Genomic DNA, 22836 nt, shown 5'->3' with positions numbered 1-22836 from the left:
TGTTCAGAGGTCGTTAACCAGAAAGAGCGATAATTTGTTCATCAAGGGCGTTTCTACCAGACCCACCGGCGAAGACAAACAAATCTCGCATGTTGCGTCTTCGGCGGCAGGACTGGGGCGCCCCTTACGTCATTCTCTTGTTTCACGGAAACGGTCAAACGACATGCGTAGCTTTGTCTCCATCCTCTGCATTGCATTGTCATTCGGTTTTCTCCATGCCGCTGCTACACCGGCTTTCGCACAGGGCGCCGCAAAGGGTGCCAGCGGACTGCCGCTGCCGCGCTTCGTCAGCCTGAAATCCAAGCGCGTCAATATGCGCATTGGACCGAGCACCGATTACGCCGTCTCCTGGATGTATATGAAATCCGGCATGCCGGTGGAGATCATCCAGGAATATGAAAACTGGCGCCGGATTCGCGATGCCGACGGCACCGAGGGCTGGGTAAACCAGGCGCTGCTCTCGGGTGAAAGAACTGCGGTGGCAGCGCCGTGGATGCGCGGCAAGGGCAAGGAAGTGTTCGTCAATATGCGCCGCGAGCCACAGTCGAGTGCTTCGGTCGTGGCCAAACTTGAGCCTGGCGTGCAGATCCGGATCGGCGAGTGCAATGGCGACTGGTGCAAGGCGGAAGCCGGTCAGGTGGGCGGCTGGGTGTCGCAGGGCGAAATCTGGGGTGCCTATCCCGGCGAAGCCTTCAAGTAATCAAGGCCAATGAGAGACCGTGCGCCCTTGATGGACGCACGGGGATGATTGGAAGCAATCCTAGAGAAGACCGTGCTTCTCAGCCAGCGCCTTTAGCGACGACATTGGGCGCGGTCCGATCTGCTGAATCACGGCAGCGGCCGCAAGGCAGCCGAGCTTGCCGCTATCTTCCAGCGAACGGCCCTGTGTATAACCGAAGAGGAAGCCGGAGGCGAAGAGATCGCCGGCACCCGTCGTGTCGACGACATCGAAAACCGGATAGGCATCAACCTTTACCCGCTCCGTGCCGCGTACGATCATCGCACCCTCTTCGCTCATCGTCACGGCGGCAATCTTGCAGTCCTGAGCGATCCTGGTCAGCGCCAGATCGAAGTCGTCGGTTTCGTAGAGCGACAGCGCTTCCTGCTTGTTGGCGAAGACGATGTCGACAGCGCCCGAGCGCATCAGATCGAGAAATTCATCGCGGTAACGGCCGACACAGAAACTGTCGGAGAGCGTCATGGAGACTTCGCGACCATTCTCGTGGGCGATGCGGGCGCAATCGCGGATCGCATCCTTGGCGCGTGGCGGATCCCAGAGATAGCCCTCGAAATAGGTGACCTTCGACTGGGCAACGACTTCCGGCTCGACGTCTTCCGGCCCAAGCTCGACGCAGGCACCGAGATAGGTATTCATGGAACGCTCACCATCTTCGGTGACGAAGATCATCGAGCGGGCGGTGGGCGGAAAGGTTCCGCGCGGCTTGGTCTCGAAATGGACGCCCTGAGCGCGGATATCGTGCTGGAAGATCTCGCCGAGCTGATCTTCGGCGACCTTGCCGAAATAGGCTGCCGGTGCGCCAAAATTGGCAATGCCCGCTGCCGTATTGCCTGCACTTCCGCCCGACGCTTCCAGTGCCGGCCCCATGAGCGAGTAGAGCAGTTCCGCGCGCTCCGCATCGATCAGGTTCATCGCGCCCTTGGTAATGGCGTTATCGATGAGGAAACTGTCATCGCAGCGCGAAATAATATCCACGATGGCGTTGCCAACGGTCAGTACGTCGAATTTTGTCATGAGCCTCTTGTCCGAGCCGCACCGACCCGGTGCGTTATCCGGAACTCGGTCTTAAAGATTTCTGCCGACAAGAAAAGAGAAAAGGCGACTTCGCCTGCCTGCACCTTCGGCAGACTGATCTTTGGCGTCATTTGCCTGTCATGAAGCGCTGCTAGATCATCAGTCGTTCCCGGCACGGATGTACTGACGGGGACCACAGGCTGAAGCGGGGACGATCCCCGCTTTTTCTGTTTCTGGGAGACGGCTCCTGTTCCGGCTCCCTATAGAAAATGGTTTGAGACCATTGGCCTTTCCTATACAGGGTAGTTCTTCTGCAGAACGCCGTGAAAGCCCGTCTCCATGTATGCTGTCGCCGTCAATGTCGCCCCGATCTTTCTGCTCATTCTGATCGGTTGGCTGACGGTGAAGGCGAGGTTGTTCAAGGCCGACGCGAGCGACGTGTTGAGCGACTTCGTCTTCAAGATTGCCGTACCGACGCTGATCTTTCGTACGCTGGCGGAAGCAGATTTTCATGGCGCTTCGCCCTTCAAGCTCTGGATCACATACTTTACCGGCGTCGCGATCACCTGGGCAGCGGGTCAGGTGGTGACGACCTATTTCTTCAAGCAGGATCTTCGCGTCAGCGTCATTGCCGGCATCTCGTCGGCCTTCGCCAATAATATCTTCATCGGCCTGCCCCTCGTCAGCCGCTCTGTCGGCAATGACGGGATCGTGGCGATTTCCATTCTGCTGGCCATCCATCTTCCCATCATGATGATTGCCGGAACCATCCTGATGGAAAATGCAACGCACAAGGTGGTGGGCGGAGAAAGAAGAAGCACCCTGACCGTATTGAGACAGGTGGGCCGCAACCTCGCGACCAATCCGTTGGTGATCGCGCTCATTCTCGGGCTCTGCTTCAACGTGATCGGCGAGCCGATGCCTGTCGTCTTCACAACGGTGATCGATCAGGTCGCCGCCATGGCGGGACCCGCGGCTTTGATTTCATTGGGGATGGCGCTGACCAAATATCCGGTGCGCGGGAACCTGCACATCGCTGCGACCGTGACGGCATTCAAACTCTTGCTTCTACCGGCCTGCGTCTGGGCGACGGCGCACCTGCTGGGCCTTAACCCCGCCTGGACATCGGCATTGGTGCTGACATCCTGCGTCCCGACCGGCATCAATTCCTGGCTGCTCGCCAACCGCTTCGGGATCGGACACAGCATCGCTGCCTCGACCATCAGCATATCGACGCTGTTCGGCGTCCTGACGGTATCGCTCTGGGCCTGGCTGCTGAGCTGAGGCTGCAGATGAACCGCAGCCTCTTTCTTACGCTTGATTACTTCTGGGCGCTGAGGATCTTGAAGCGCGCGTTGCGGCAGACTTCCTCGCTCTTGCGGAACTCGCTGGCGAGCACCGGCTCGTAAGGCAAGCCGCGATTGGCAACCATCAGCAGCTTGCCGCCGCTGCGCAATGCTGTCGCTGCTGCCTTGATCAGTGCCTGACCGAGAGCCGGTTCGGCGGCCTGGCCACCCGCATGGAATGGCGGGTTCATGATGATCAGATCGTATTTTTCCTTTGGCGGCTCGGCGGCCAGATCCTGCCAGAAGAAGCGTGCGGTCAATCGCGGGCAGTTTTCCAGTAGATTGGTCTTGGCAAATTCGAGCGCGTTGTAGTCGGCCTCGAAAAGATCGACGCGCGCCGTGCGCGGCGACTTCTCCGCCAGCATGACGGAGAGATAGCCCCATCCGGCACCGAAGTCTGCCGCATTGCCATCGAAATCCGTTGGCATGCGCGAGACGAGCAGTTCGGAGCCGTCATCCACGCGGTCATGAGAAAACATGCCAGGCATGGCGGTGAAGCGGTTGTCGATGGTGACCGGCTTCTGCTCCAGCTTCGCGACGGCGGCAGAGACATCATCAGGTCGTGCAAACCAGATTGCGACGCCGTGGTATTTCGGCGTGGATTCCGCCTCGATACCGAGCTTTGCAAGCGTCTTGCGCAGGGTGACGATGCCGTCTTCCTTGGCGCCAGCAGCCAAAATCAGGCCGCCCGCCTTCACGCGCTTCAAGGCTTCCGCCATGCGGTTCTCGTTTTCGCCGCGGTGCTTGCCGCACAGGATCATGGCGGCGTCGTAATCCTCGCCGGAGATCTCCGGTGTGACCTCGGAGCCATGCGCCTGCAGCGCGCGATAGAGCGGCCGCAGGTTTTGAACCGCGACGATCTCAGCCTCGAAACCCTCCAGGCGAGGTGCTCCTGCCTCCGCGCCCAGAAACAGCACGCGTTCACCGGCTTTCGGCGCTGGCAGCATATCGGCAGCGAAGGGATGGAAAAGGGTTTTGACTGCGTCACGGCTCATCGGGAGCATCCTCAAGAACATGTGCCGGAAAAGCGCCAGGCGTCTTTGCGTCGGGACAATGTGTTCAACAACAATGGAGCAGCTTCACGTTCTAACCGGAACGGAGCCGCTCTGAAAATAGAAAAAAGGCGCGGGAGAGATCCCGCGCCCCGATAGGAATAAGCGACAGCGCCTTACTCGGCAGCAGCGTCGCCTTCAGCCTTCTTCTCGGCAGCGATTTCCTTGCCGGTTGCCTGATCGACGATCTTCATCGACAGGCGAACCTTGCCGCGCTCGTCGAAGCCCATCAGCTTGACCCAGACCTTGTCGCCTTCCTTGACGACGTCGGAGGTCTTGGCAACACGCTCGGAAGCGAGCTGCGAGATGTGAACGAGGCCGTCACGTGCGCCGAAGAAGTTGACGAATGCGCCAAAGTCAGCGGTCTTGACGACCGTGCCTTCGTAGATCTGGCCAACTTCAGGCTCTGCCACGATGGAGTGGATCCACTTGCGGGCCGCTTCGATTTCCTTGCCGGAAGAGGAAGCGATCTTGACGGTGCCGTCATCTTCGATGTTGATCTTCGCGCCGGTCTTTTCGACGATTTCGCGAATGACCTTGCCGCCGGAACCGATGACTTCACGGATCTTGTCGACCGGAATGTTCATGACTTCGATGCGCGGAGCGAATTCGCCGAGCTGACCACGGCTTTCGGTGATGGCATTGGCCATCTCGTTGAGGATGTGCTTGCGGCCACCCTGCGCCTGGTCAAGAGCGACCTTCATGATCTCTTCGGTGATACCGGCGATCTTGATGTCCATCTGCAGCGAGGTGATGCCATCTGCCGTACCGGCAACCTTGAAGTCCATGTCGCCGAGGTGATCTTCATCACCTAGAATATCCGACAGAACGGCAAAGCGCTCGCCTTCCAGGATCAGGCCCATGGCGATACCGGCAACCGGCTTTGCCAGCGGAACGCCGGCATCCATCAGAGCAAGCGACGTGCCGCAGACGGTTGCCATGGAAGACGAACCGTTGGACTCAGTGATTTCCGATACGACGCGCAGCGTGTAGGGGAACTGCTCAGCAGAAGGCAGCATCGGACGGATTGCGCGCCAAGCGAGCTTGCCGTGACCGATTTCGCGACGGCCCGGGGAACCCATGCGGCCCGTTTCACCGACCGAGTAGGGCGGGAAGTTGTAGTGCAGCAGGAAGCGTTCCTTGTACATGCCGGTCAGGCTGTCGACATACTGCTCGTCTTCGCCGGTGCCGAGCGTGGCAACGACGATCGCCTGCGTTTCACCGCGGGTGAAGAGTGCCGAACCGTGGGTACGCGGCAGAAGGCCAACTTCCGAAACGATCGGGCGAACCGTGGAGAGATCGCGACCGTCGATACGGCTCTTGGTGTCGAGAATGTTCCAACGAACGATCTTGGCCTGCAGGTGCTTGAAGATCGCGCCGATTTCTTCCGCCGTGTACTTGGCTTCACCATCTTCCGGCAGGAAGTGTGCCTTCACCTTCGCCTTGACGGCGTCGACGGCGGCATAACGAGCAGCCTTTTCGGTGATCTTGTAGGCATCGCGCAGTTCAGCTTCGGCAAGCCCAAGCATCTCGGTTTCGAGAGCGGAGAAATCTTCCGGCTCGAATTCGCGTGGTTCCTTGGCAGCCACTTCAGCGAGCTTGATGATCGCATCGATGACCGGCTGGAAGCCACGGTGGCCGAACATGACGGCGCCGAGCATGACGTCTTCGTTCAGTTCCTTGGCTTCAGACTCGACCATCAGGACGGCGTCCTGGGTACCGGCGACGACGAGGTCGAGAACCGACTCGTCCATCTCGTCGAGATGCGGGTTCAGAACATATTCGCCATTGATGTAACCGACGCGTGCGCCGCCGACCGGGCCCATGAAGGGAACGCCGGAGAGCGTCAAAGCGGCAGAGGTTGCGATCATGGACAGAATGTCCGGGTTGTTTTCCAGATCGTGCTGGATCACGGTAACGACGACCTGGGTGTCGTTCTTGTAGCCTTCAGGAAAGAGCGGGCGTATCGGACGGTCGATCAGGCGGGAAACGAGGGTTTCGTTTTCGCTCGGACGGCCTTCGCGCTTGAAGTAGCCACCGGGGATCTTGCCGGCTGCGTAGGTCTTTTCCTGGTAGTTGACCGTCAGCGGGAAGAAGTCCTGACCCGGCTTCGGGGACTTTGCAGAAACGACGGTCGCGAGAACCATGGTTTCGCCGTAGGTTGCGATGACGGCGCCGTCAGCCTGGCGAGCAACTTTGCCCGTTTCCAGCTTCAGCGGGCGGCCTGCCCATTCGATTTCCACGGAATGTTGATTGAACATATCTTGTCCTTCTTGTCGCCGCGGCTCCACCATTGAAGCAGCGGCTGCGACACATCACGGGCAAGACAGCGGGAGGCTTTTTCCTGGTGCCACGGACGGTGACACAAGCATCCTGCAATCCTGCCCCATGACAGGTCTTCGGTTGGTTCAGACGGTTCCGGCCCATCCGGTCCGTCTTGTTATCCGGGGTTGCCGGATGAAAAACCGGCGGGCACCTTCAAAGGAAACCCGCCGGTCAAGATGTTAGCGGCGAATGCCCAAGGTGCCGATCAGCTTCGAGTAACGGCCTTCGTCCTTCTTCTTCAGATAGTCGAGAAGCGAACGGCGGCTGGAAACCAGCGTCAGAAGACCACGACGAGAGTGGTTGTCCTTCTTGTGGCCCTTGAAGTGTTCGGTCAGGTTGTTGATGCGCTCGGTCAGGATTGCAACCTGAACTTCAGGCGAACCGGTGTCGCCTTCCTTCGTTGCATATTCCTTGATGAGGGCGGCTTTGCGCTCTGCAGTAATCGACATCGTAAAATCCTTTCTATTTTAAGGAAAAATCGGTCGCCAAGGGCCGGGATGTCGTCCAGCGCTGGCCATTCAGTAGCAAAGGCAATGCCTAGCTGGCGCTGCCTATAAACCAATTGGCAGCTAAAGGAAAGGGGCGATGGGGATCCGCGCTAAAGCGCCGTGCGTCCTATTGGACGCGCAAAGGACGCTTTACCTTCTAGAATCTGCGCATCGTGCTTTCCGAAAATCGATTCCGGTTTTCGGGCCGAGGCTGTAAATCATGTCCACGCGTCGGAAAGGACAGTCGGTCCATTTTAATGCCCCTCTCGCGAACGCACGCTTTCCGAAAGCCATTCAAGAAAATCATGGACGGCTGGCGCCAGGGTTTCGAAACCGCGCACCACGATAAAGAAGGCGCCAAAGGGAAGCGTCTGCTGGAAGGGGCGAATGAGAAGCCCGGAGGCCAGATACTCCCTAGCAAACCGCTCTTCCAGAAGTGCGACGCCCTGCCCGCGCAAGGCGGCCTGAAGCGTCATGCCTTCGTCGGTATAGATTGGTCCACGCGGATACACGTCCGAGGAAACGCCTGCCCGCTCGAACCAGCTTCGCCACATGTCCCGGCTGTCCTCATACAGAAGCGGAAAGTCCAGAAGATCGACAGGCCGTTGCGGCAACCCCCTTCCTTCCAGCAGTCGCGGCGAGAGGCATGGAGTCATCTGCACATCCATCAAATGCCGGCTCTCCGATCGGGGCCAGCTCGTTCTCGTCAGGCTGTGGCGGATGGCAACGACGTCTTCGTTGTGGCGAAACTCTGCAAGGCCGGACTCCGACTCCACCCGTACGTCGATATCGGGATGACTGCGTTGGAAGTCCGACAGATGCGGGGTGAGGAAGCAGGCAGCAAAAGACGGCTCGGCATTGATGTTCACCGTATCGGGGCCTTTGCCGCGCTCGACATCTGCAAGGCCATCGGACATCGCGTCGAAGGAAGCCGTTACGACGTGGAGCAACTTTGCGCCTTCCTGCGTGAGCCTGACGGATCGATGACCCCGATCGAAGAGCGGTCGATCAAGCAGCACTTCCAACTCCCGCACCTGACGGCTGATGGCGGCCTGCGAGATGCACAACTCTTCTGCAGCACGCGTGAAGCTCATGAGCCGCCCCGCTGCTTCAAAACTTCTGAGCGCTGTTAAAGGAAGGCGACTGCGCTTCATGCATAACCTCAAGTCATAGGACGCCGACGATAATCTCGTTTGAAGCTAGGACGCAACCCGCGTTTTATGCAGCTCAGATGTGCCGGGCTCGATTGCGACCGGCGCGCTTTACCGCACCGGCCCGAAAATCGGGATCGATTTTCGGAAAGCACGATGCGTCGAGTCAAAAAGTAAAGCGGATTGAAACGAGAGGCACGGGCTTGGTCACACAATGACAGGTCCGTGGAGGATGTGTCGTGCTTCGAAAGGTGATTGACATTCTACGGGATTTCCTGCGGCTCACCCTGTTTCAGCCGCATGAAAATGCCGACGACCAGCGCGGCCGTCGGCATGATGATTGAGCGTTCCTCAAGAGAGAAGGTGACGCCGATGTGCTGTCAGCCGAAGACGCGCTTGGGGCGGAATTCGCCCTGGCCGATCTCGCCGATCGCCACCAGCCTGCCGCGCGCGGTGGCGTAGGCCTCCGATTCCTGCGTCGGGGCATCGCGTCCGCGCAGGAGGATGGGATTGCCCATCTTCAGGCGGTGTGCCTGATCATCATTGATGATGAGATGCGGCAGTGACGAAAGCGCTTCGGACGTATCGATGAGATAGGCGTCAAGCGCGGCAAGGCGCTCGTCGCGGTCTTCGATCGTCTCCAGTTCGGTGAGCTTTTCCAGTGGCACCATCGCATCTTCCGCGAAGGGTGCGACCATGGCGCGTCGGAGTTCGGAAATGAAGCCGTAACAGCCAAGATCACGACCCATGTCGCGCGCCAGCGCGCGGACATAGGTGCCCTTGCCGCATTCCACTTCGAAATGTGCGGTGTTTTCATCCGGGCAGGCCAGCAGCGTCAGGCGATGAACCTCGACCTCACGTGCCGGAATTTCGACGACTTCGCCCTCGCGCGCCAGATCATAGGCGCGCTCGCCAGCGATCTTGATGGCGGAGAACTGTGGTGGCGTCTGCAGGATCGTGCCGGTATATTTCGGCAGCAGATCGCGAATATCCTGCTCGCTCGGACGGTTTTCGGAGGCGTTGAGGACCTCGCCTTCCATATCGTCGGTGGTGCGTTCTTCACCCCAGCTGACGGTGAATTCATAGATCTTGCGGCCATCCATGACGTAAGGGACGGTCTTGGTGGCGTCGCCGAGCGCAATCGGCAGCATGCCCGAGGCGAGCGGGTCGAGCGTACCGGCGTGGCCAGCCTTCTGCGCGTTAAAAAGCCATTTGATCTTGGAGACGGCCTCGGTGGAGCCGAAATCAAACGGCTTGTCGAGGATGAGCCAGCCGGAAACCGGGCGGCCCTTGGGTTTGCGTGGTTTGGACATTCTTCAGTTCTGTTCGTCGTCTTTTTCGTTGGAAGATCCAAGATCGCGCTGCACTTCGGGAGAGCGCAGCAGGGCGTCGATCTTCTGATAATTGTCGAAGCTGGTGTCATCGCGGAAGCGGACTTCCGGAACGTATTTCATCTGGCGCAGATGCGGTCCGAGCCTGCCGCGGATGAACTTCGCATGCCGGTTCAAGGCATCGATGCTCTCGGTATGATCGGCAACACCAAGTGGTGTTACATAGGCGGTCGCGATCTTGAGATCGGGAGACATGCGCACTTCCGAAATGGAAATGACCGTCTTTTCGAGAAGATCGTCACGCACTTCGCCGCGCTGCAGGATTTGCGTCAATGCCGCACGAACCTGCTCGCCGACGCGCAGCATGCGTTGTGAAGGGGCTGATGAAGTTGCTTTTGCCATTGTTATTCTTGCCTCAGCAAATTGGAAGAAGACCGTCGGGCCGCTTTGCAGCTTCCCAATTTCTCACTCCAGCACTCTCGGCGGAAGGCCATATTGGACCCTCTTGTCGGAGTATCCTAAAATTCAGCGAGCGCCGGTTAGCCAGCGCTCGCTCTTAAAATCATACAATCAGGCAGAGCGCTTAGAGCGTTCTGGTAATATGCTCCACGCGGAAGCACTCGATCGTGTCGCCAGCGCGAATGTCTTCGTAGTTCTCGAAGGCCATACCGCACTCCTGACCGACCGGCACTTCGCTGACTTCGTCCTTGAAGCGCTTGAGCGTCTTGAGCTTGCCTTCGTGGATGACGACGTTGTCACGAACCAGACGAACGCCTGCACCACGTTCCACCTTGCCTTCGACGACACGGCAACCGGCAACCTTGCCGACCTTGGTGATGTTGAAGACTTCGAGGATTTCGGCATTGCCGAGGAAGGTCTCGCGACGCTCCGGCGACAGAAGACCGGACATGGCTGCCTTCACGTCATCCACCAGATCGTAGATGATGTTGTAGTAGCGGATCTCGATGCCTGCACGCTCAGACGCCGTACGGGCCTGGGCATTGGCACGGACGTTGAAGCCGATGATCGCGGCGTTGGACGCTTCTGCCAGAGAGACATCCGATTCCGTGATCGCGCCAGCGCCCGAATGAACGATGCGTGCGCGGACTTCGTCGGTACCCAGTTTGTCGAGCGATGCGATGATCGCTTCGACGGAGCCCTGCACGTCGGCCTTGATGACCAGCGGGAACTCCTTCATGCCGGAGGTCTGTAGCTGGCTCATCATCTGCTCGAGAGAACCGCGCTGGCCTGTCTGGCGAGCAACGGCCTTGTCACGGGCAAGACGCTGACGATATTCGGAAATCTCGCGAGCGCGGCTTTCGCTTTCGACGACGGCAAAACGGTCACCGGCAGACGGCGTGCCGGACAGGCCGAGAATTTCGACCGGCATGGCAGGACCCGCTTCCTTGACGTGTTCGCCCTTATCGTTGACGAGCGCACGGACACGGCCCCACTGATCACCGGCAACGATGATCTGGCCAGGCCTCAGCGTACCCTTCTGGACGAGAACGGTTGCAACTGCACCGCGACCACGGTCGAGCTCGGCTTCGATAACCGTGCCTTCGGCCGTACGGGTCGGGTCTGCCTTCAGGTCGAGAATTTCGGACTGAAGAAGGATGGCTTCGAGCAGCTTGTCGAGACCGAGCTTCTTCTTGGCCGACACTTCCACGTCGAGCACTTCACCGCCCATGGATTCCACGAAGACTTCGTGCTGGAGCAGCTGCTGGCGAACCTTTTCAGGATTGGCCTCATGCTTGTCGATCTTGTTGATCGCCACGATGATCGGCACGCCGGCCGCCTTGGCGTGGTTGATCGATTCAATCGTCTGCGGCATCACGCTGTCATCAGCCGCAACCACCAGGATGGCGATGTCGGTTGCCTGCGCACCGCGGGCACGCATGGCCGTGAAGGCGGCGTGGCCGGGGGTGTCGATGAAGGTGATCTTCTGGCCGTTCTGTTCAACCTGATAGGCACCGATATGCTGGGTGATGCCACCGGCTTCGCCAGCGACCACGTTTGCCTGACGGATGGCGTCGAGCAGCGAGGTCTTGCCGTGGTCGACGTGACCCATGATGGTCACGACCGGAGGACGCGAAACCATGTCGCCAGCAACGTCAGCGACGTTGAAGATGCCTTCTTCAATATCCGATTCCGACACGCGCTTGACGGTGTGGCCGAATTCGCCGGCAATCAGTTCGGCCAGATCGGCGTCGATGACGTCGCCCGGCTTCATCATCTGGCCTTCCTTCATCAGGTACTTGATGACGTCCACCGCACGTTCGGACATGCGCTGCGACAGTTCCTGGATGGTGATGGTTTCCGGCAGGATGACTTCGCGGGTAATCTTCTCGCGCGTTTCCTGCATCTGGCTGCGACGGAACTTCTCCTGACGACGGCGCATGGAGGCCAGCGAACGGCCGCGCTGTGCACCCTCTTCGTCGAGGTTCGACGTAACCGTGAGCTTGCCGCGGCGACGCTCTTCTTCCGTCTTCAAACGGGCAGCAGGCTTTGCCGGCGCTGGCGCTGGTGCCTTGCCGCGCATCGGCATGCCGGTACGGCGTGCACCACGATCGTCCTCATCATCCTTCTCGGTGCGGCGAACGCCCGGAACACCACGACCGGGCATTTCCGGTGCTGGCGCGGGTGCTGCTGCTACGGGCGACGGACGCGTGGACTGCGGACGAACGTCACGGCGCACTGGCTGTGCGGTCGTCGTTGTCGGCGCTGCCGGCTGTTCGGCTCTTGCAGGGGCTTCGTTTTCAGCAGCCTTTGCAGCAGCCGCTTCTTCGGCGGCGCGACGGACGGCTTCTTCCTTCTCGGCGACGAGGCGGCGTTCTTCCTCCACCTTGCGGCGGGCTTCGTCTTCGGCGCGCTGCTTGGCTTCGACAACGTCACGCGCCTGGGCTTCCATCAAAGCGCGGCGGCGCGCTTCCATTTCACCGGCCGAGAGATCGTGCAGCACGTTGCCGCGCGGACGATCCTGCTGGCGTGGCTGAGCGGATGGCTGCGGACGCTGCTGGTTATGGTTCTGCTGTACACGAGGTGCGGGCTGCGCCTGCTGTGGGCGCGGCTGGGCTGGCGCGGCAGCCGGTGCTGCTGCGCGTGGCTGCTGGGCAACCGGTGCCGCGGCGGCTGCTGCACCAGCTTGCTTCTCGTCTTCAGGACGCATGGGGCGACGCTTGCGTGTCTCCACGACAACTGCGTTGGTGCGACCACGACCCATGTCCTGACGCACGGTACCCTGGTTCAACCCGCCCGGCTTGAGGGTAAGAGTCTTTTTAGGCTGTGCGTTGAGTGTCTTGTCGTCGTTGTTATCGGTCATTCCGTTCCCGTTCCTACAGACGAGAGCCGGATGACACCATCAGGCCCTGTCTTTCAATAGCTGCATCCGAACGCGGCGGCCGGTGTTGTCCGATAACCGCGTCATTGTCGTTCCGTCCGGGCAGCGCCAATGTCCGCTGGAGCTTTTTCGCCATGGCGATATCGCTCGAGCATCTTTGCGCGCTTCACTACACCTTCACCCGCCTGTCCTGCAAGCGCGCAGGCATGGATAAAAGCATTCTGGCCCATTAGTTCGTCCATTTCGGCCCCGGTGAAGAGCTTGAAGGACGGTATTTCGTCGGCACCCGTACCGAGTGCCCAGGCCTTGCGAGCCTGATCCAGTTTGCGGACGCCATCGGCGGCAGCGTCGGTGGCGTGGAAGACAGCCAGCGCCTGCCCCGAACGGACGGCCGCATCGACCTTCATCGCGCCGCTGATGAACTGGCCCGCCTTGCGCGCCATGGTCATCATGCCCGTTACCTGCTGCGTCATCAGCCGGTCCAGCATCTCCAGGAGATCCGGCCCAGCCTTGACGTCCGTTTTCAAGGCGCGCGCAAAGAGCTTCTTTGCGATCGCCTTTTCCACCAGAGCGCGTTCGGCTGTTACCCAGCAACCGCGCCCCGGCAATTGGCGTTTCAGGTCCGGCACGACACTGCCGTCCGGGCCTGCGACGAAGCGGATCAGCTCATCTGGCGATCCGCTCTGTCGTGTTACAATGCACATCCGTCCATTGACGTTGCCTTCTGCCAGATCCTCATCGGAGCCGGCATCGGGTTCATGCGCCTGCGATATCATTCCTCAACGGCGGTATCCGCCTCCTCGGCAGCCTGCTGTTCAGCAGCCAGTTCTTCCTCGGTGATCCAGCCAGCCAGAAGGCGGGCCTGCAGAACCATGTTCTCCGCTTCCACGCGCGATACGTCGAGCTTGGAGAAGATGCCGTCGAATTTCTTGGTTTCGCCATCCTTGCGCTCGGTCCAGCCGACGAGGTCGTCGGCCGCACAGCCGGCAAAATCCTCGATCGTCTTGATGCCATCTTCGCCAAGAGCCACCATCATCTGCGATGTCAGGCCGTCGATCTGGCGTAGTTCGTCGGCAACGCCGAGTTCCTTGCGCTTGGCATCCATCTCCGCTTCGACGCGGTCGAGATACTCCTTGGCGCGCGTCTGGATTTCGACGGCGGTGTCTTCGTCGAAGCCGTCGATCGAGGAGATTTCATCCAGTTCGACATAGGCCAGTTCTTCGACCTGGGCGAAGCCTTCCGATGCCAGAACCTGGCCAACCATTTCGTCGACGTCGAGCGCTTCCATGAAGAGGTTGGTGCGCTCGTTGAATTCCTTCTGACGACGCTCGGACTCTTCCTGCTCCGTCATGATGTCGATGTCCCAGCCGGTCAGCTGCGAGGCGAGGCGAACGTTCTGACCGCGGCGGCCAATCGCAAGCGACAACTGCTCGTCGGGAACGACCACTTCGATACGCTCGGACTCTTCATCCAGAACGACCTTGGCCACTTCCGCAGGCTGCAAAGCGTTGACGATGAAGCTTGCAGGCTCCTGGCTCCACGGAATGATGTCGATCTTTTCGCCCTGAAGCTCGCCGACGACAGCCTGAACGCGCGAACCGCGCATACCGACGCAGGCACCGACCGGATCGATCGAGCTGTCGTTGGAAATCACGGCGATCTTGGCGCGCGAACCCGGGTCACGGGCAACCGACTTGATCTGGATGATGCCGTCGTAGATTTCCGGCACTTCCATGGTGAAGAGCTTGACCATGAACTGCGGATGGGTACGCGACAGGAAAATCTGCGGGCCACGCTGTTCGCGACGAACGTCATAGACATAAGCGCGGACGCGATCGCCGTAGCGCAGGTTTTCGCGCGGGATCATTTCGTCACGACGGATGATGCCTTCGCCGCGGCCGAGATCGACGATGACGTTGCCATATTCGACGCGCTTGACCGTGCCGTTGATGATTTCGCCGATGCGATCCTTGAACTCGTCGAACTGACGATCACGCTCGGCTTCACGCACCTTCTGGACGATGACCTGCTTGGCGGACTGGGCAGCGATACGGCCGAAATCCATGGGCGGCAGCGGATCGGCAATGAAGTCGCCGAGCTTGGCATCCGGGTTGCGGTCGCGCGCCAGTTCCAGCGGGATCTGGGTTGAATAATCTTCGGCCTTCTCGACCACTTCCAGAAGACGCTGCAGGCGGATTTCGCCGGTCTTGGAGTTGATGTCGGCGCGGATGTTGGTTTCGGAACCGTAACGCGAACGGGCGGCCTTCTGGATGGCATCGGCCATTGCGGCAAGCACGATCTCGCGGTCGATGACCTTTTCGCGCGCCACAGCATCGGCGATCTGCAGAAGCTCAAGCCGGTTAGCACTCACTGCCATTTTTTTGTCTCCGTAAGTCGCATGTTTGCGTGGGGTAAGGCCCCGAAAGGCCCCTCAAAAAATCAATCTTCGTCTGCTTCTTCGTTCTGATTGGCAGCAGCGGCCTTGGCCTGCTTGTCCGCCTTTAGCGCGTCACGAATAAGGTCGTCGGTCAAAACCAGCTTGGCATCCGACAGCGTGTTGAACGGGATCGTCACCACCGGCTCTTCGCCATAACCGATCTGGTCGCGTTCAAGCTTGAAGCTGTCCGCATCGACTTCCGCGATCTTGCCGCGAAAGCGCTTGCGGTTGTCCACCAGGATCGAGGTCTCGACCTTGACGAGATGTCCCTGCCAGCGGACGAAATCGGACTTGCGAACCATCGGACGATCGATGCCGGGCGAGGACACTTCCAGATGATACGCCTTTTCGACGGGATCTTCCACATCGAGAACCGGCGAAATGGCCATCGAGACGGCTTCGCAGTCCTGCACGGTCATGGTGCCGTCTTCACGTTCGGCCATGATCTGCAATGTCGAGCCATTCTGGCTGGAAAGCCGGACCCTGACAAGCACGAAACCCATTCCGGTCAGAATCGGCTCGATGATTTCGGCGATCCGCTGGTCGATGCCTGTTTCGGTTATCAGTCTGGGTTCGGCTGCTGCCATTATGCTCTTCCGGTCTTCCTCAAGCGGAACATCTGCTCCGGTTTGACAATCCGCCTAACGAAAAAGAGCGGGGCCTTGGGGACCCCACTCTTCATCAGACGATCAAGAATTTGAAACCGGATATAAACCCTTCGGGCCGGAATTGCAAGGTTTGCGGCGCAAATCCGAATATTCGATTTTTTCCGCCACAATTTTACCTTTGCGGCGTTTGAATGGGTGGTGTCACCACCACCGACCTTTATAGTACTTTCTGCCTGAACAGCAGTTGAAATCAATTGGATCGCTCGTGCCCGACCGTCAATCGCCACTCGCGCCACTCCGGCACCCGACCTACAAGCGCATCTGGTTCGCCAGCATCGCGTCCAACTTCGGCGGACTGATCCAGGCGGTGGGTGCCGCATGGATGATGACCGCGCTTTCGACCTCGGAAAACATGATCGCGCTGGTGCAGGCCTCCACCTCGCTGCCGATCATGCTGTTCTCGCTCATCTCCGGTGCGCTTGCCGACAGCTTCGACCGGCGCCGGATCATGCTTTCGGCGCAGTTCCTGATGTTGATCGCCTCGATAATGTTGACGGTCTTTGCCTGGGCCGACCTGCTGACGCCCTGGCTGCTCCTGTTCTTCACCTTCATGATCGGCTGCGGAACGGCGCTGAACAACCCGTCCTGGCAGGCGTCGGTTGGCGAGATGGTCCCCCGGGAAGACCTGCCCGCGGCGGTGACGCTCAACAGTGTCGGCTTCAACATCACGCGCAGCGTCGGCCCCGCCATTGGCGGCGTGATCGTTGCGGCGGCGGGTGCTGCCGCAGCCTTCCTCGTCAATGCGCTCAGCTACTTCACGCTGATCTATGCGCTGTTCAAATGGCAGCCACCTAAGAACAATTCCACGCTGCCGCGCGAGCAGCTCCTGGCCGCCATTTCCGCCGGCATGCGTTATGTGGCGATGTCGCCTAATATCGGCAAGGTGCTGGTGCGCGGCTTTCTCTTCGGCCTTTCGGCGAGTGCCATCCTCGCACTGATGCCGCTGGTGGCGCGCGATCTCGTCGAAGGCGGTCCGTTGACCTATGGTATCATGCTCGGTGCCTTCGGCGTCGGCGCGATTGGTGGCGCGCTGATCAGCGCGAGGCTGCGCGAAATGCTGAGCAGCGAATGGATCGTCCGCGTCGCCTTTCTCGGCTTTGCGCTGAGTGCCGGTGTGACGGCGATCAGCACCAACGCCATCATCACCAGCATCTTCCTGACGATCTCGGGGGCAAGCTGGGTTCTGGCGCTGTCCCTCTTCAACACGATCGTGCAGCTTTCGACCCCACGTTGGGTGGTGGGTCGCGCACTCTCGCTCTACCAGACACTGACCTTCGGCGGCATCGCCGTCGGCAGTTGGCTGTGGGGTTCGCTTGCGGAAGATCATGGGCTCACCTTCTCGCTTCTCTGTTCCTGCGTGCTGATGCTGCTCGGCGTCGTCGTCGGCTTCAAGCTCACCATGCCGGCCTTCGCCTCGCTGAACCTCGATCCGCTGAACCGCTTCGTCGAGCCGCCGCTGCGACTGGATGTGAAGCCGCGCAGCGGCCCGATCGCGATCATGGTGGATTACGAGATCGACGATGCCGATCTACCAGAGTTCATGGCGATCATGGCCGAGCGCCGCCGCATCCGCATTCGGGATGGCGCACGTAACTGGAGCCTGATGCGAGACCTCGAAAACCCGGACGTCTGGACGGAAATCTATCACGTGCCGACATGGGTGGAATATGTCCGCCACAACCACCGGCGAACCCAGGCCGATGCGGAAAGCTGGGATCGCATCCTGACGCTGCACAAGGGCAAGACCCGCCCGCGCGTCCACCGGATGATCGAACGGCAGGCCATCCCGCCGCAGGACGATATTTTCCACAAGGCCCATATCGATCCGCATTGAGTGGATCGGCCGCACTACTCAAGCACTATGCCGGGCTTACCTTAGCTTTGATTTCAACGACGCATCAGGGAAGCAGGTTGGCTTCAGACCATTCTTGGCCTGCCAATCGCCCAATGAACGGCGGGTCTTGAAGCCTGCAAGCCCATCCGCCTTGCCGACATCATAGCCTTTGGCGACCAGCGCCTTCTGCATGGCGAGCACGTCGGAGCGCAGCATGGAGCCGACATTGCCCCACTCCGCCTGGAACGGGCCTGCGGCATAAGCGATACGGTCGGCGAGATTGCCGATGAAAAGCGCGTAGAGGTCGGAGTTGTTATATTCCTTGATGACGTAGAAATTCGGCGTCACGACGAATTCCGGGCCGTGGCGACCAGCGGGAACCAGCATCATGCCGTCAGCGCTCAAGTCGTTGGATGGAAAACCTTTTCCAGAGACGTGAGTGATTCCCATCTTCGCCCATTGCGACACAGGCTTTGCCAGATCCGGGCCTTCCTGCGCGCAGGAAACATTGTCTGGTATGGAAACCTCAAAGCCCCAATCGCGATCTCTTTGCCAGCCGCGTTTGGATAGATAGTTGGCGATGGATGCCAACGCGTCCGGTACCGAATTCCAGATATCGCGATGGCCGTCACCATCGAAATCGACGGCGTATTTCAAATAGCTCGACGGCATGAATTGCGGTTGGCCGAGGGCTCCGGCCCATGAGCCCATCATCCGCGAGGGCGGCACGTCACCGCTTTCGGCGATCTTCAGCGCGTCGATCAGCTCGGCGCGAAACATCTCTTTGCGAGTCGAGGCATAGGCCTTGGTGGCCAGTACATCGATGACGGAATTTGGCAGCTTCGCGCGACCGAAACCGGACTCGCGGCCCCAGATCGCAACGACGATGTTGCCCGGGACGCCATAGGTGGCTTCGATGCGCTTAAGCGTCGCCGCGTGGGTGGCAGCAAGCGAGCGACCCGTTGCTGCCAGACCCTGCAGACGTTTTTCAGAAAAATATGCGCCGGGAGAAGAGAACTCGGCCTGGCTCTGGGCCTGCTCCTTCGGCGGCTTCTGCCCAGGCACCAGGACATCCGGCAGCTTCCAATTGATCGACAAGCCGGTGAGCGCTGCCTCGAGCGTTTTTTGCGACACGCCGGCTTTGCGCGCCTCCGGCCAGATTTCCCGCTTCAGCCAGGCATTGAACTCCGCGTCATATTTCGCGGCAGCAGCCCCCGTCGGAACAGCCTGCGCCGAGGCGGTGCCAGATGAGAGAAGAGAAATAGCGGCGGCAAGTGCAAGGCCGATGGTGTGAGCGCGCATTCGGTCTCCTTAGTCTTTAAGTGAGTTCAAATTGCCGTGCGGGCGCGAAGCGCCGCGGTCAACGTACCTTCGTCGAGATAGTCCAGCTCGCCGCCAACCGGCACGCCGTGGGCAAGGCGGGTGATCTTGACGCCAAGGTCGGTCAGACGGTCGGTGATGTAATGTGCGGTCGCCTGGCCCTCGACAGTGGCGTTGACGGCGATGATCAGCTCGCGAATGCCGCCGACACTGACCCTGTCGATCAGGCCCTTGATGTTGAGATCTTCCGGGCCGACACCATCCAGCGGCGAGAGCGTACCGCCCAGCACGTGGTATGCCGTGTTCATCGCCCCTGCCCGCTCCAGCGCCCAGAGATCGGACACGTCTTCCACCACGATGATCACCGCCTGGTCGCGCTGCACATCGGAGCAGACCGTGCAGGGATCGATCGTATCGACATTACCGCAGCAGGAGCAGATCTTGACCTTGTGATAGGCTTCGTCCATGGCATGTCCAAGGGGACCCAGCAACTGCTCCTTCTTCTTGATGAGGTGCAGCGCCGCGCGGCGCGCAGAGCGGGGGCCAAGTCCCGGCACCTTTGCCAGAAGCTGGATCAGTTTTTCGATTTCAGGACCGGTGACTCGTTTTGCCATGGAGCGTTTCTACTGCATTAATCGTTGAACGGGAATCGCGAAGCGCGAAAGGCATCTCATGAAAATTCAGGCGATTTGTCGCGCGGATGCGCAAACGCTCCCCGGCAAGACATCCAAGACCGGCATCTTCAAGCACGCGCTAAGTGGGCCTGTAATGGTCGATGCGCAAGGGATCGTCGGTGATGCCGTCTGTAACCGCAAGCATCACGGCGGGCCGGACCAGGCGATCTATGCCATGGGTTCGGGCGATCTCGACTTCTGGGTAAATGATCTTGGCCACGCCGTCGAGCCCGGATTCTTCGGCGAGAACCTGGTGATCGAAGGCATCGACAGCGCCACGCTCTGCGTCGGCGATCGGCTAGGGCTCCAACAGGTCACGCTGGAAGTCACCGCCGCGCGCATACCCTGCGCCACGCTCACAGCGCGCGTTGGCGACCCGCAATTTGCCCGGCGCTTTCGCAATGCCGGTCATCCCGGATTTTACTGCCGGGTGCTCCAATCAGGCATGATAGAAGCCGGAGAGAGCGTGACCTTCACACCCTATAACGGAACGAAACTTCCGATCCCGGTCATCCTGCAGCGTTTTCGGCCCAACCGCCTGACGCAGGAAGAGCGTGCCGCTTTTCTCGACACGCCCCTTGCCAGCCGCTTTCGCGCGATGATCGCCTAAGTCTTATTGGCTTGCGTCGCCCAAGGCCGACGCAGGTTTTTTAGAACGGGAACTTCATGCCGGGCGGGATGGGCAGGCCAGCGGTCAGGCCAGCCATCTTTTCCTGTGCCTGGGCTTCGCCCTTTTCCTTGGCATCCTTGTGGGCTGCGACGATCAGGTCTTCGAGGATTTCGACTTCGTCTTCCTTGAAGAGCGACGGATCGATCTTCAAGGCGCGCATTTCGCCCTTGCCATTGAGGGTCACGGTGACGAGACCACCACCGGACGCGCCATGGACTTCGAGTGCGGCAATTTCTTCCTGCACCTTCTCCATCTTGGCCTGCATTTCCTTGACCTTGCCCATCATGCCCATAATGTCACGCATGGCTGAAACTCCTGTTTTTCGTTGTTGGGGCGGATGATGCGAACGCGGTCGGCATCGTCGCCTTCGCCGCTTTGTTCAAAACTCGATATCGTCGCCGGGAAGAATGTCGCCTTCGCTGGATTCAGCCACGGAAGGCGGCGCGGTATCTTCGATCTCTTCCTGCACGGGGGCGCGAATGCGAACGTCGGTGATCTTCGCGCCGGGAAACTGAGCGAGGATTGCCGCAACATCCGGATCCTGCCGCGCGTCGACCAAGCGAGCATTACGCGCATTGCCTTCCGCTTCCACGAGCGTCGGCTCGCCCTCGTCCTTGCTGAGGCTGACGATCCAGTGGATGCCCGTCCATTCCTTCAGCTTGACGCCGAGTTCGCCCGGAAGCGAGCCCGGAGCACCTTCACCAAGGCGCATGTCGAGACGGCCGGGCTCGATCTTAACCAGACGCACGAAGTTGCGAACCTTGGCGCGCATGACGGGATCGCGATTTTTCTGCGCCAGATCGGCGATGTCCTGCACCGATGTGACCGGCACCCTGGGCTCAGGGCGCTCTTCGGTACGAGGCGCTGCAACCTGCATGTCCTGCGGGCGGCTGTCAGGCACGGCGCGCAGCATGGCGGTCGGCTGGGGTGCGGATTGCATCTGAGGCGATGTCTGCGCCGAAGCGACAGCTTGCGTCGTGCCATAGGCGCGCGCGCCGCCACCATTACCATTGCCGCCACCACCGGCGGGACCGCCATTCGGCATGGCGCCAGCACCGTTTGAAAGCTCTTCCAGACGGCGGGCCGCATCTTCCGGCGCCGGCAAATTGGCGGCATGCGATAGGCGGATCAATACCATTTCGGCAGCACCGGCAGGGCGCGAGGCATTCTCCGCTTCCGGAATACCCTTCAGCAACATCTGCCAGATACGAGAAAGGGTAGAGACGGCGACACTTTCGGCAAATTCGGCACCGCGAACCCGCTCGACCTCCGAAAGCGACGGATCTTCTACCGCATCCGGCACATATTTCATGCGCGTCACGAGATGGGTGAAATCGGCGAGATCGTTCAGGACGACCACGGGGCTTGCGCCCGCTTCATACTGCGCGTTGAATTCGGAGAGCGCGGATGCCACATCGCCCTTGATGATGTGCTGGAAGAGATCAACGATGCGGGCGCGATCGGCAAGACCCAGCATGCCACGCACCGCATCGGCCTCGACGCGGCCGCTGCCATGGGCGATCGCCTGATCGAGCAGCGAGAGACCGTCACGCGCCGAGCCTTCGGCTGCGCGCGCAATCATCGACAGCGCCTGCGGCTCGGCCTCGAAACCTTCCTTGGATGCGATCGCCGTGAACAGTCCCACAAGGTCGGCGGCGCTGATGCGGCGAAGATCGAAACGCTGGCAGCGCGACAGAACAGTGATCGGAACCTTGCGGATTTCGGTGGTGGCGAAGATGAACTTCACGTGCTCCGGCGGCTCTTCGAGCGTCTTCAACAGGCCGTTGAACGCCTGCGTCGAGAGCATGTGCACTTCGTCGATGATGTAGACTTTGTAGCGCGCCGAGACCGGGCGATAACGCACCTGCTCGATGATCTCGCGAATATCGTCGATACCCGTATGCGAGGCGGCGTCCATCTCGATCACGTCGACATGGCGACCTTCCATGATCGCCTGGCAATGCTCGCCGGGGATGCGCAGATCGATGGTGGGCTTGTCGATTTCGGGCGTCTTGTAGTTCAAAGCCCGCGCCAGAATACGGGCGGTGGTGGTCTTGCCGACACCGCGCACACCGGTCAGCATATAGGCCTGGGCGATACGGCCGGTTTCGAACGCATTGGTCAGCGTGCGAACCATCGGCTCCTGCCCGACCATCAGATCGGAGAAATCCTTGGGGCGGTATTTGCGCGCCAAAACCCGGTAACCTGTACCCTGCTCTTTTGTCTGGGGCATATTGGTTCCGGTGTCGCTCATCGCCTCGCCAGTTTTCGAAGTGGGGCCCGCTTCAGGCTCAACTGGCCCGGCGAAGCAGAGCGTGTCTTAAAAAGAAGGGTGGGAGGCTGGCACGGCGACCCGTGCCTGGCTCGTTAGGGCTGCTTCCTTCCGGACCTGACCCGGTTGGCGAGTGGCTCGTCCACCACCAACCTCCCGGCGCCACATATCGGCA

General features: G+C 60.0%; 19 protein-coding genes and 1 other RNA gene. 4 read left to right on the top strand and 16 right to left on the bottom strand.

The window, feature by feature from the left end; genetic code table 11:
• Positions 1-163 precede the first annotated feature (163 nt).
• On the top strand, positions 164-700 hold the full coding sequence (locus ACTJKV_RS00695) for an SH3 domain-containing protein (RefSeq protein ID WP_062427172.1): 537 nt from the start codon (positions 164-166) through the stop codon (positions 698-700).
• Between the two features lie 60 nt (positions 701-760).
• Here the strand turns inward: ACTJKV_RS00695 and ACTJKV_RS00690 are convergent, their stop codons facing one another.
• Positions 761-1753: an adenosine kinase gene (locus tag ACTJKV_RS00690; protein ID WP_274101016.1), complete on the bottom strand. Its 993-nt coding sequence runs from the start codon at positions 1751-1753 to the stop codon at positions 761-763.
• A 339-nt stretch (positions 1754-2092) separates the two neighbouring features.
• Between ACTJKV_RS00690 and ACTJKV_RS00685 the strand changes: the two genes are divergently transcribed.
• Complete coding sequence (locus ACTJKV_RS00685) at positions 2093-3037, top strand: AEC family transporter (protein WP_274101017.1); 945 nt, start codon at positions 2093-2095, stop codon at positions 3035-3037.
• 37 nt (positions 3038-3074) lie between these two features.
• On the opposite strand, the gene ACTJKV_RS00680 is transcribed toward ACTJKV_RS00685, so the two are convergent.
• The 10 genes from ACTJKV_RS00680 to rimP all read right to left on the bottom strand — a co-directional run bounded on the left by ACTJKV_RS00680 (position 3075) and on the right by rimP (position 15810).
• Entirely contained in the window at positions 3075-4094 is a 1020-nt protein-coding gene (locus ACTJKV_RS00680; RefSeq protein WP_112520036.1) for a class I SAM-dependent methyltransferase, read from the bottom strand.
• A 173-nt stretch (positions 4095-4267) separates the two neighbouring features.
• Positions 4268-6412 (bottom strand): polyribonucleotide nucleotidyltransferase, encoded by a 2145-nt coding sequence (pnp, locus tag ACTJKV_RS00675; protein WP_112520037.1) that lies wholly within the window; start codon positions 6410-6412, stop codon positions 4268-4270.
• Between the two features lie 243 nt (positions 6413-6655).
• Positions 6656-6925, bottom strand: a complete 270-nt coding sequence (gene rpsO / locus ACTJKV_RS00670) for a 30S ribosomal protein S15 (protein WP_062427177.1) — start codon at positions 6923-6925, stop codon at positions 6656-6658.
• Between the two features lie 293 nt (positions 6926-7218).
• The gene (locus ACTJKV_RS00665; protein WP_112520038.1) at positions 7219-8118 is read right to left on the bottom strand and encodes a LysR substrate-binding domain-containing protein; all 900 of its coding nucleotides are present in this window, start codon (positions 8116-8118) and stop codon (positions 7219-7221) included.
• 377 nt (positions 8119-8495) lie between these two features.
• On the bottom strand, positions 8496-9428 hold the full coding sequence (truB, locus tag ACTJKV_RS00660; protein WP_062427179.1) for a tRNA pseudouridine(55) synthase TruB: 933 nt from the start codon (positions 9426-9428) through the stop codon (positions 8496-8498).
• 3 nt (positions 9429-9431) lie between these two features.
• Positions 9432-9848, bottom strand: a complete 417-nt coding sequence (rbfA, locus tag ACTJKV_RS00655) for a 30S ribosome-binding factor RbfA (protein WP_440598381.1) — start codon at positions 9846-9848, stop codon at positions 9432-9434.
• 181 nt (positions 9849-10029) lie between these two features.
• Positions 10030-12768 carry a translation initiation factor IF-2 gene (gene infB, locus ACTJKV_RS00650; protein ID WP_274101019.1) on the bottom strand — a complete coding sequence of 913 codons (2739 nt, stop codon included), beginning with the start codon at positions 12766-12768 and terminating at the stop codon, positions 10030-10032.
• Positions 12769-12869: 101 nt separating this feature from the next.
• Positions 12870-13562 carry an RNA-binding protein gene (locus ACTJKV_RS00645; RefSeq protein WP_062427182.1) on the bottom strand — a complete coding sequence of 231 codons (693 nt, stop codon included), beginning with the start codon at positions 13560-13562 and terminating at the stop codon, positions 12870-12872.
• Positions 13559-15163, bottom strand: a complete 1605-nt coding sequence (gene nusA, locus ACTJKV_RS00640) for a transcription termination factor NusA (protein WP_062443141.1) — start codon at positions 15161-15163, stop codon at positions 13559-13561. Before nusA ends, ACTJKV_RS00645 begins: the two co-directional genes overlap by 4 nt.
• A 62-nt stretch (positions 15164-15225) precedes the next feature.
• Positions 15226-15810 (bottom strand): ribosome maturation factor RimP, encoded by a 585-nt coding sequence (gene rimP / locus ACTJKV_RS00635; protein ID WP_062443144.1) that lies wholly within the window; start codon positions 15808-15810, stop codon positions 15226-15228.
• A gap of 286 nt (positions 15811-16096) precedes the next feature.
• On the opposite strand from rimP, the gene ACTJKV_RS00630 reads away from it, so the two are divergent.
• Positions 16097-17725 (top strand): MFS transporter, encoded by a 1629-nt coding sequence (locus tag ACTJKV_RS00630; protein WP_062427320.1) that lies wholly within the window; start codon positions 16097-16099, stop codon positions 17723-17725.
• A 36-nt stretch (positions 17726-17761) separates the two neighbouring features.
• On the opposite strand, the gene ACTJKV_RS00625 is transcribed toward ACTJKV_RS00630, so the two are convergent.
• Entirely contained in the window at positions 17762-19027 is a 1266-nt protein-coding gene (locus ACTJKV_RS00625; protein WP_440598380.1) for a lytic murein transglycosylase, read from the bottom strand.
• Between the two features lie 26 nt (positions 19028-19053).
• Positions 19054-19659: a recombination mediator RecR gene (gene recR, locus ACTJKV_RS00620; protein ID WP_062427187.1), complete on the bottom strand. Its 606-nt coding sequence runs from the start codon at positions 19657-19659 to the stop codon at positions 19054-19056.
• Positions 19660-19717: 58 nt separating this feature from the next.
• Here recR and ACTJKV_RS00615 point away from each other — a divergent pair, with 58 nt between their 5' ends.
• Positions 19718-20329 (top strand): MOSC domain-containing protein, encoded by a 612-nt coding sequence (locus ACTJKV_RS00615; RefSeq protein WP_274101021.1) that lies wholly within the window; start codon positions 19718-19720, stop codon positions 20327-20329.
• A 40-nt stretch (positions 20330-20369) separates the two neighbouring features.
• Here ACTJKV_RS00615 and ACTJKV_RS00610 read toward each other — a convergent pair whose 3' ends face one another.
• From ACTJKV_RS00610 to ffs, 3 genes are all read right to left on the bottom strand, one after another.
• Entirely contained in the window at positions 20370-20693 is a 324-nt protein-coding gene (locus ACTJKV_RS00610; RefSeq protein WP_274101022.1) for a YbaB/EbfC family nucleoid-associated protein, read from the bottom strand.
• A 75-nt stretch (positions 20694-20768) separates the two neighbouring features.
• Positions 20769-22643: a DNA polymerase III subunit gamma/tau gene (locus tag ACTJKV_RS00605; RefSeq protein ID WP_440598379.1), complete on the bottom strand. Its 1875-nt coding sequence runs from the start codon at positions 22641-22643 to the stop codon at positions 20769-20771.
• A gap of 78 nt (positions 22644-22721) precedes the next feature.
• Positions 22722-22818: signal recognition particle sRNA small type (ffs, locus tag ACTJKV_RS00600), an RNA gene on the bottom strand.
• Positions 22819-22836: the final 18 nt, after the last annotated feature.

Origin of the sequence: Agrobacterium sp. 22117 (genome assembly GCF_052045735.1) — a bacterium.
GTDB classification, from domain to species: Bacteria; Pseudomonadota; Alphaproteobacteria; order Rhizobiales; family Rhizobiaceae; genus Agrobacterium; species Agrobacterium cavarae.
Note: the sequence above shows the minus strand (reverse complement) of the source record. Positions and strands in the feature narration are given on the sequence as shown.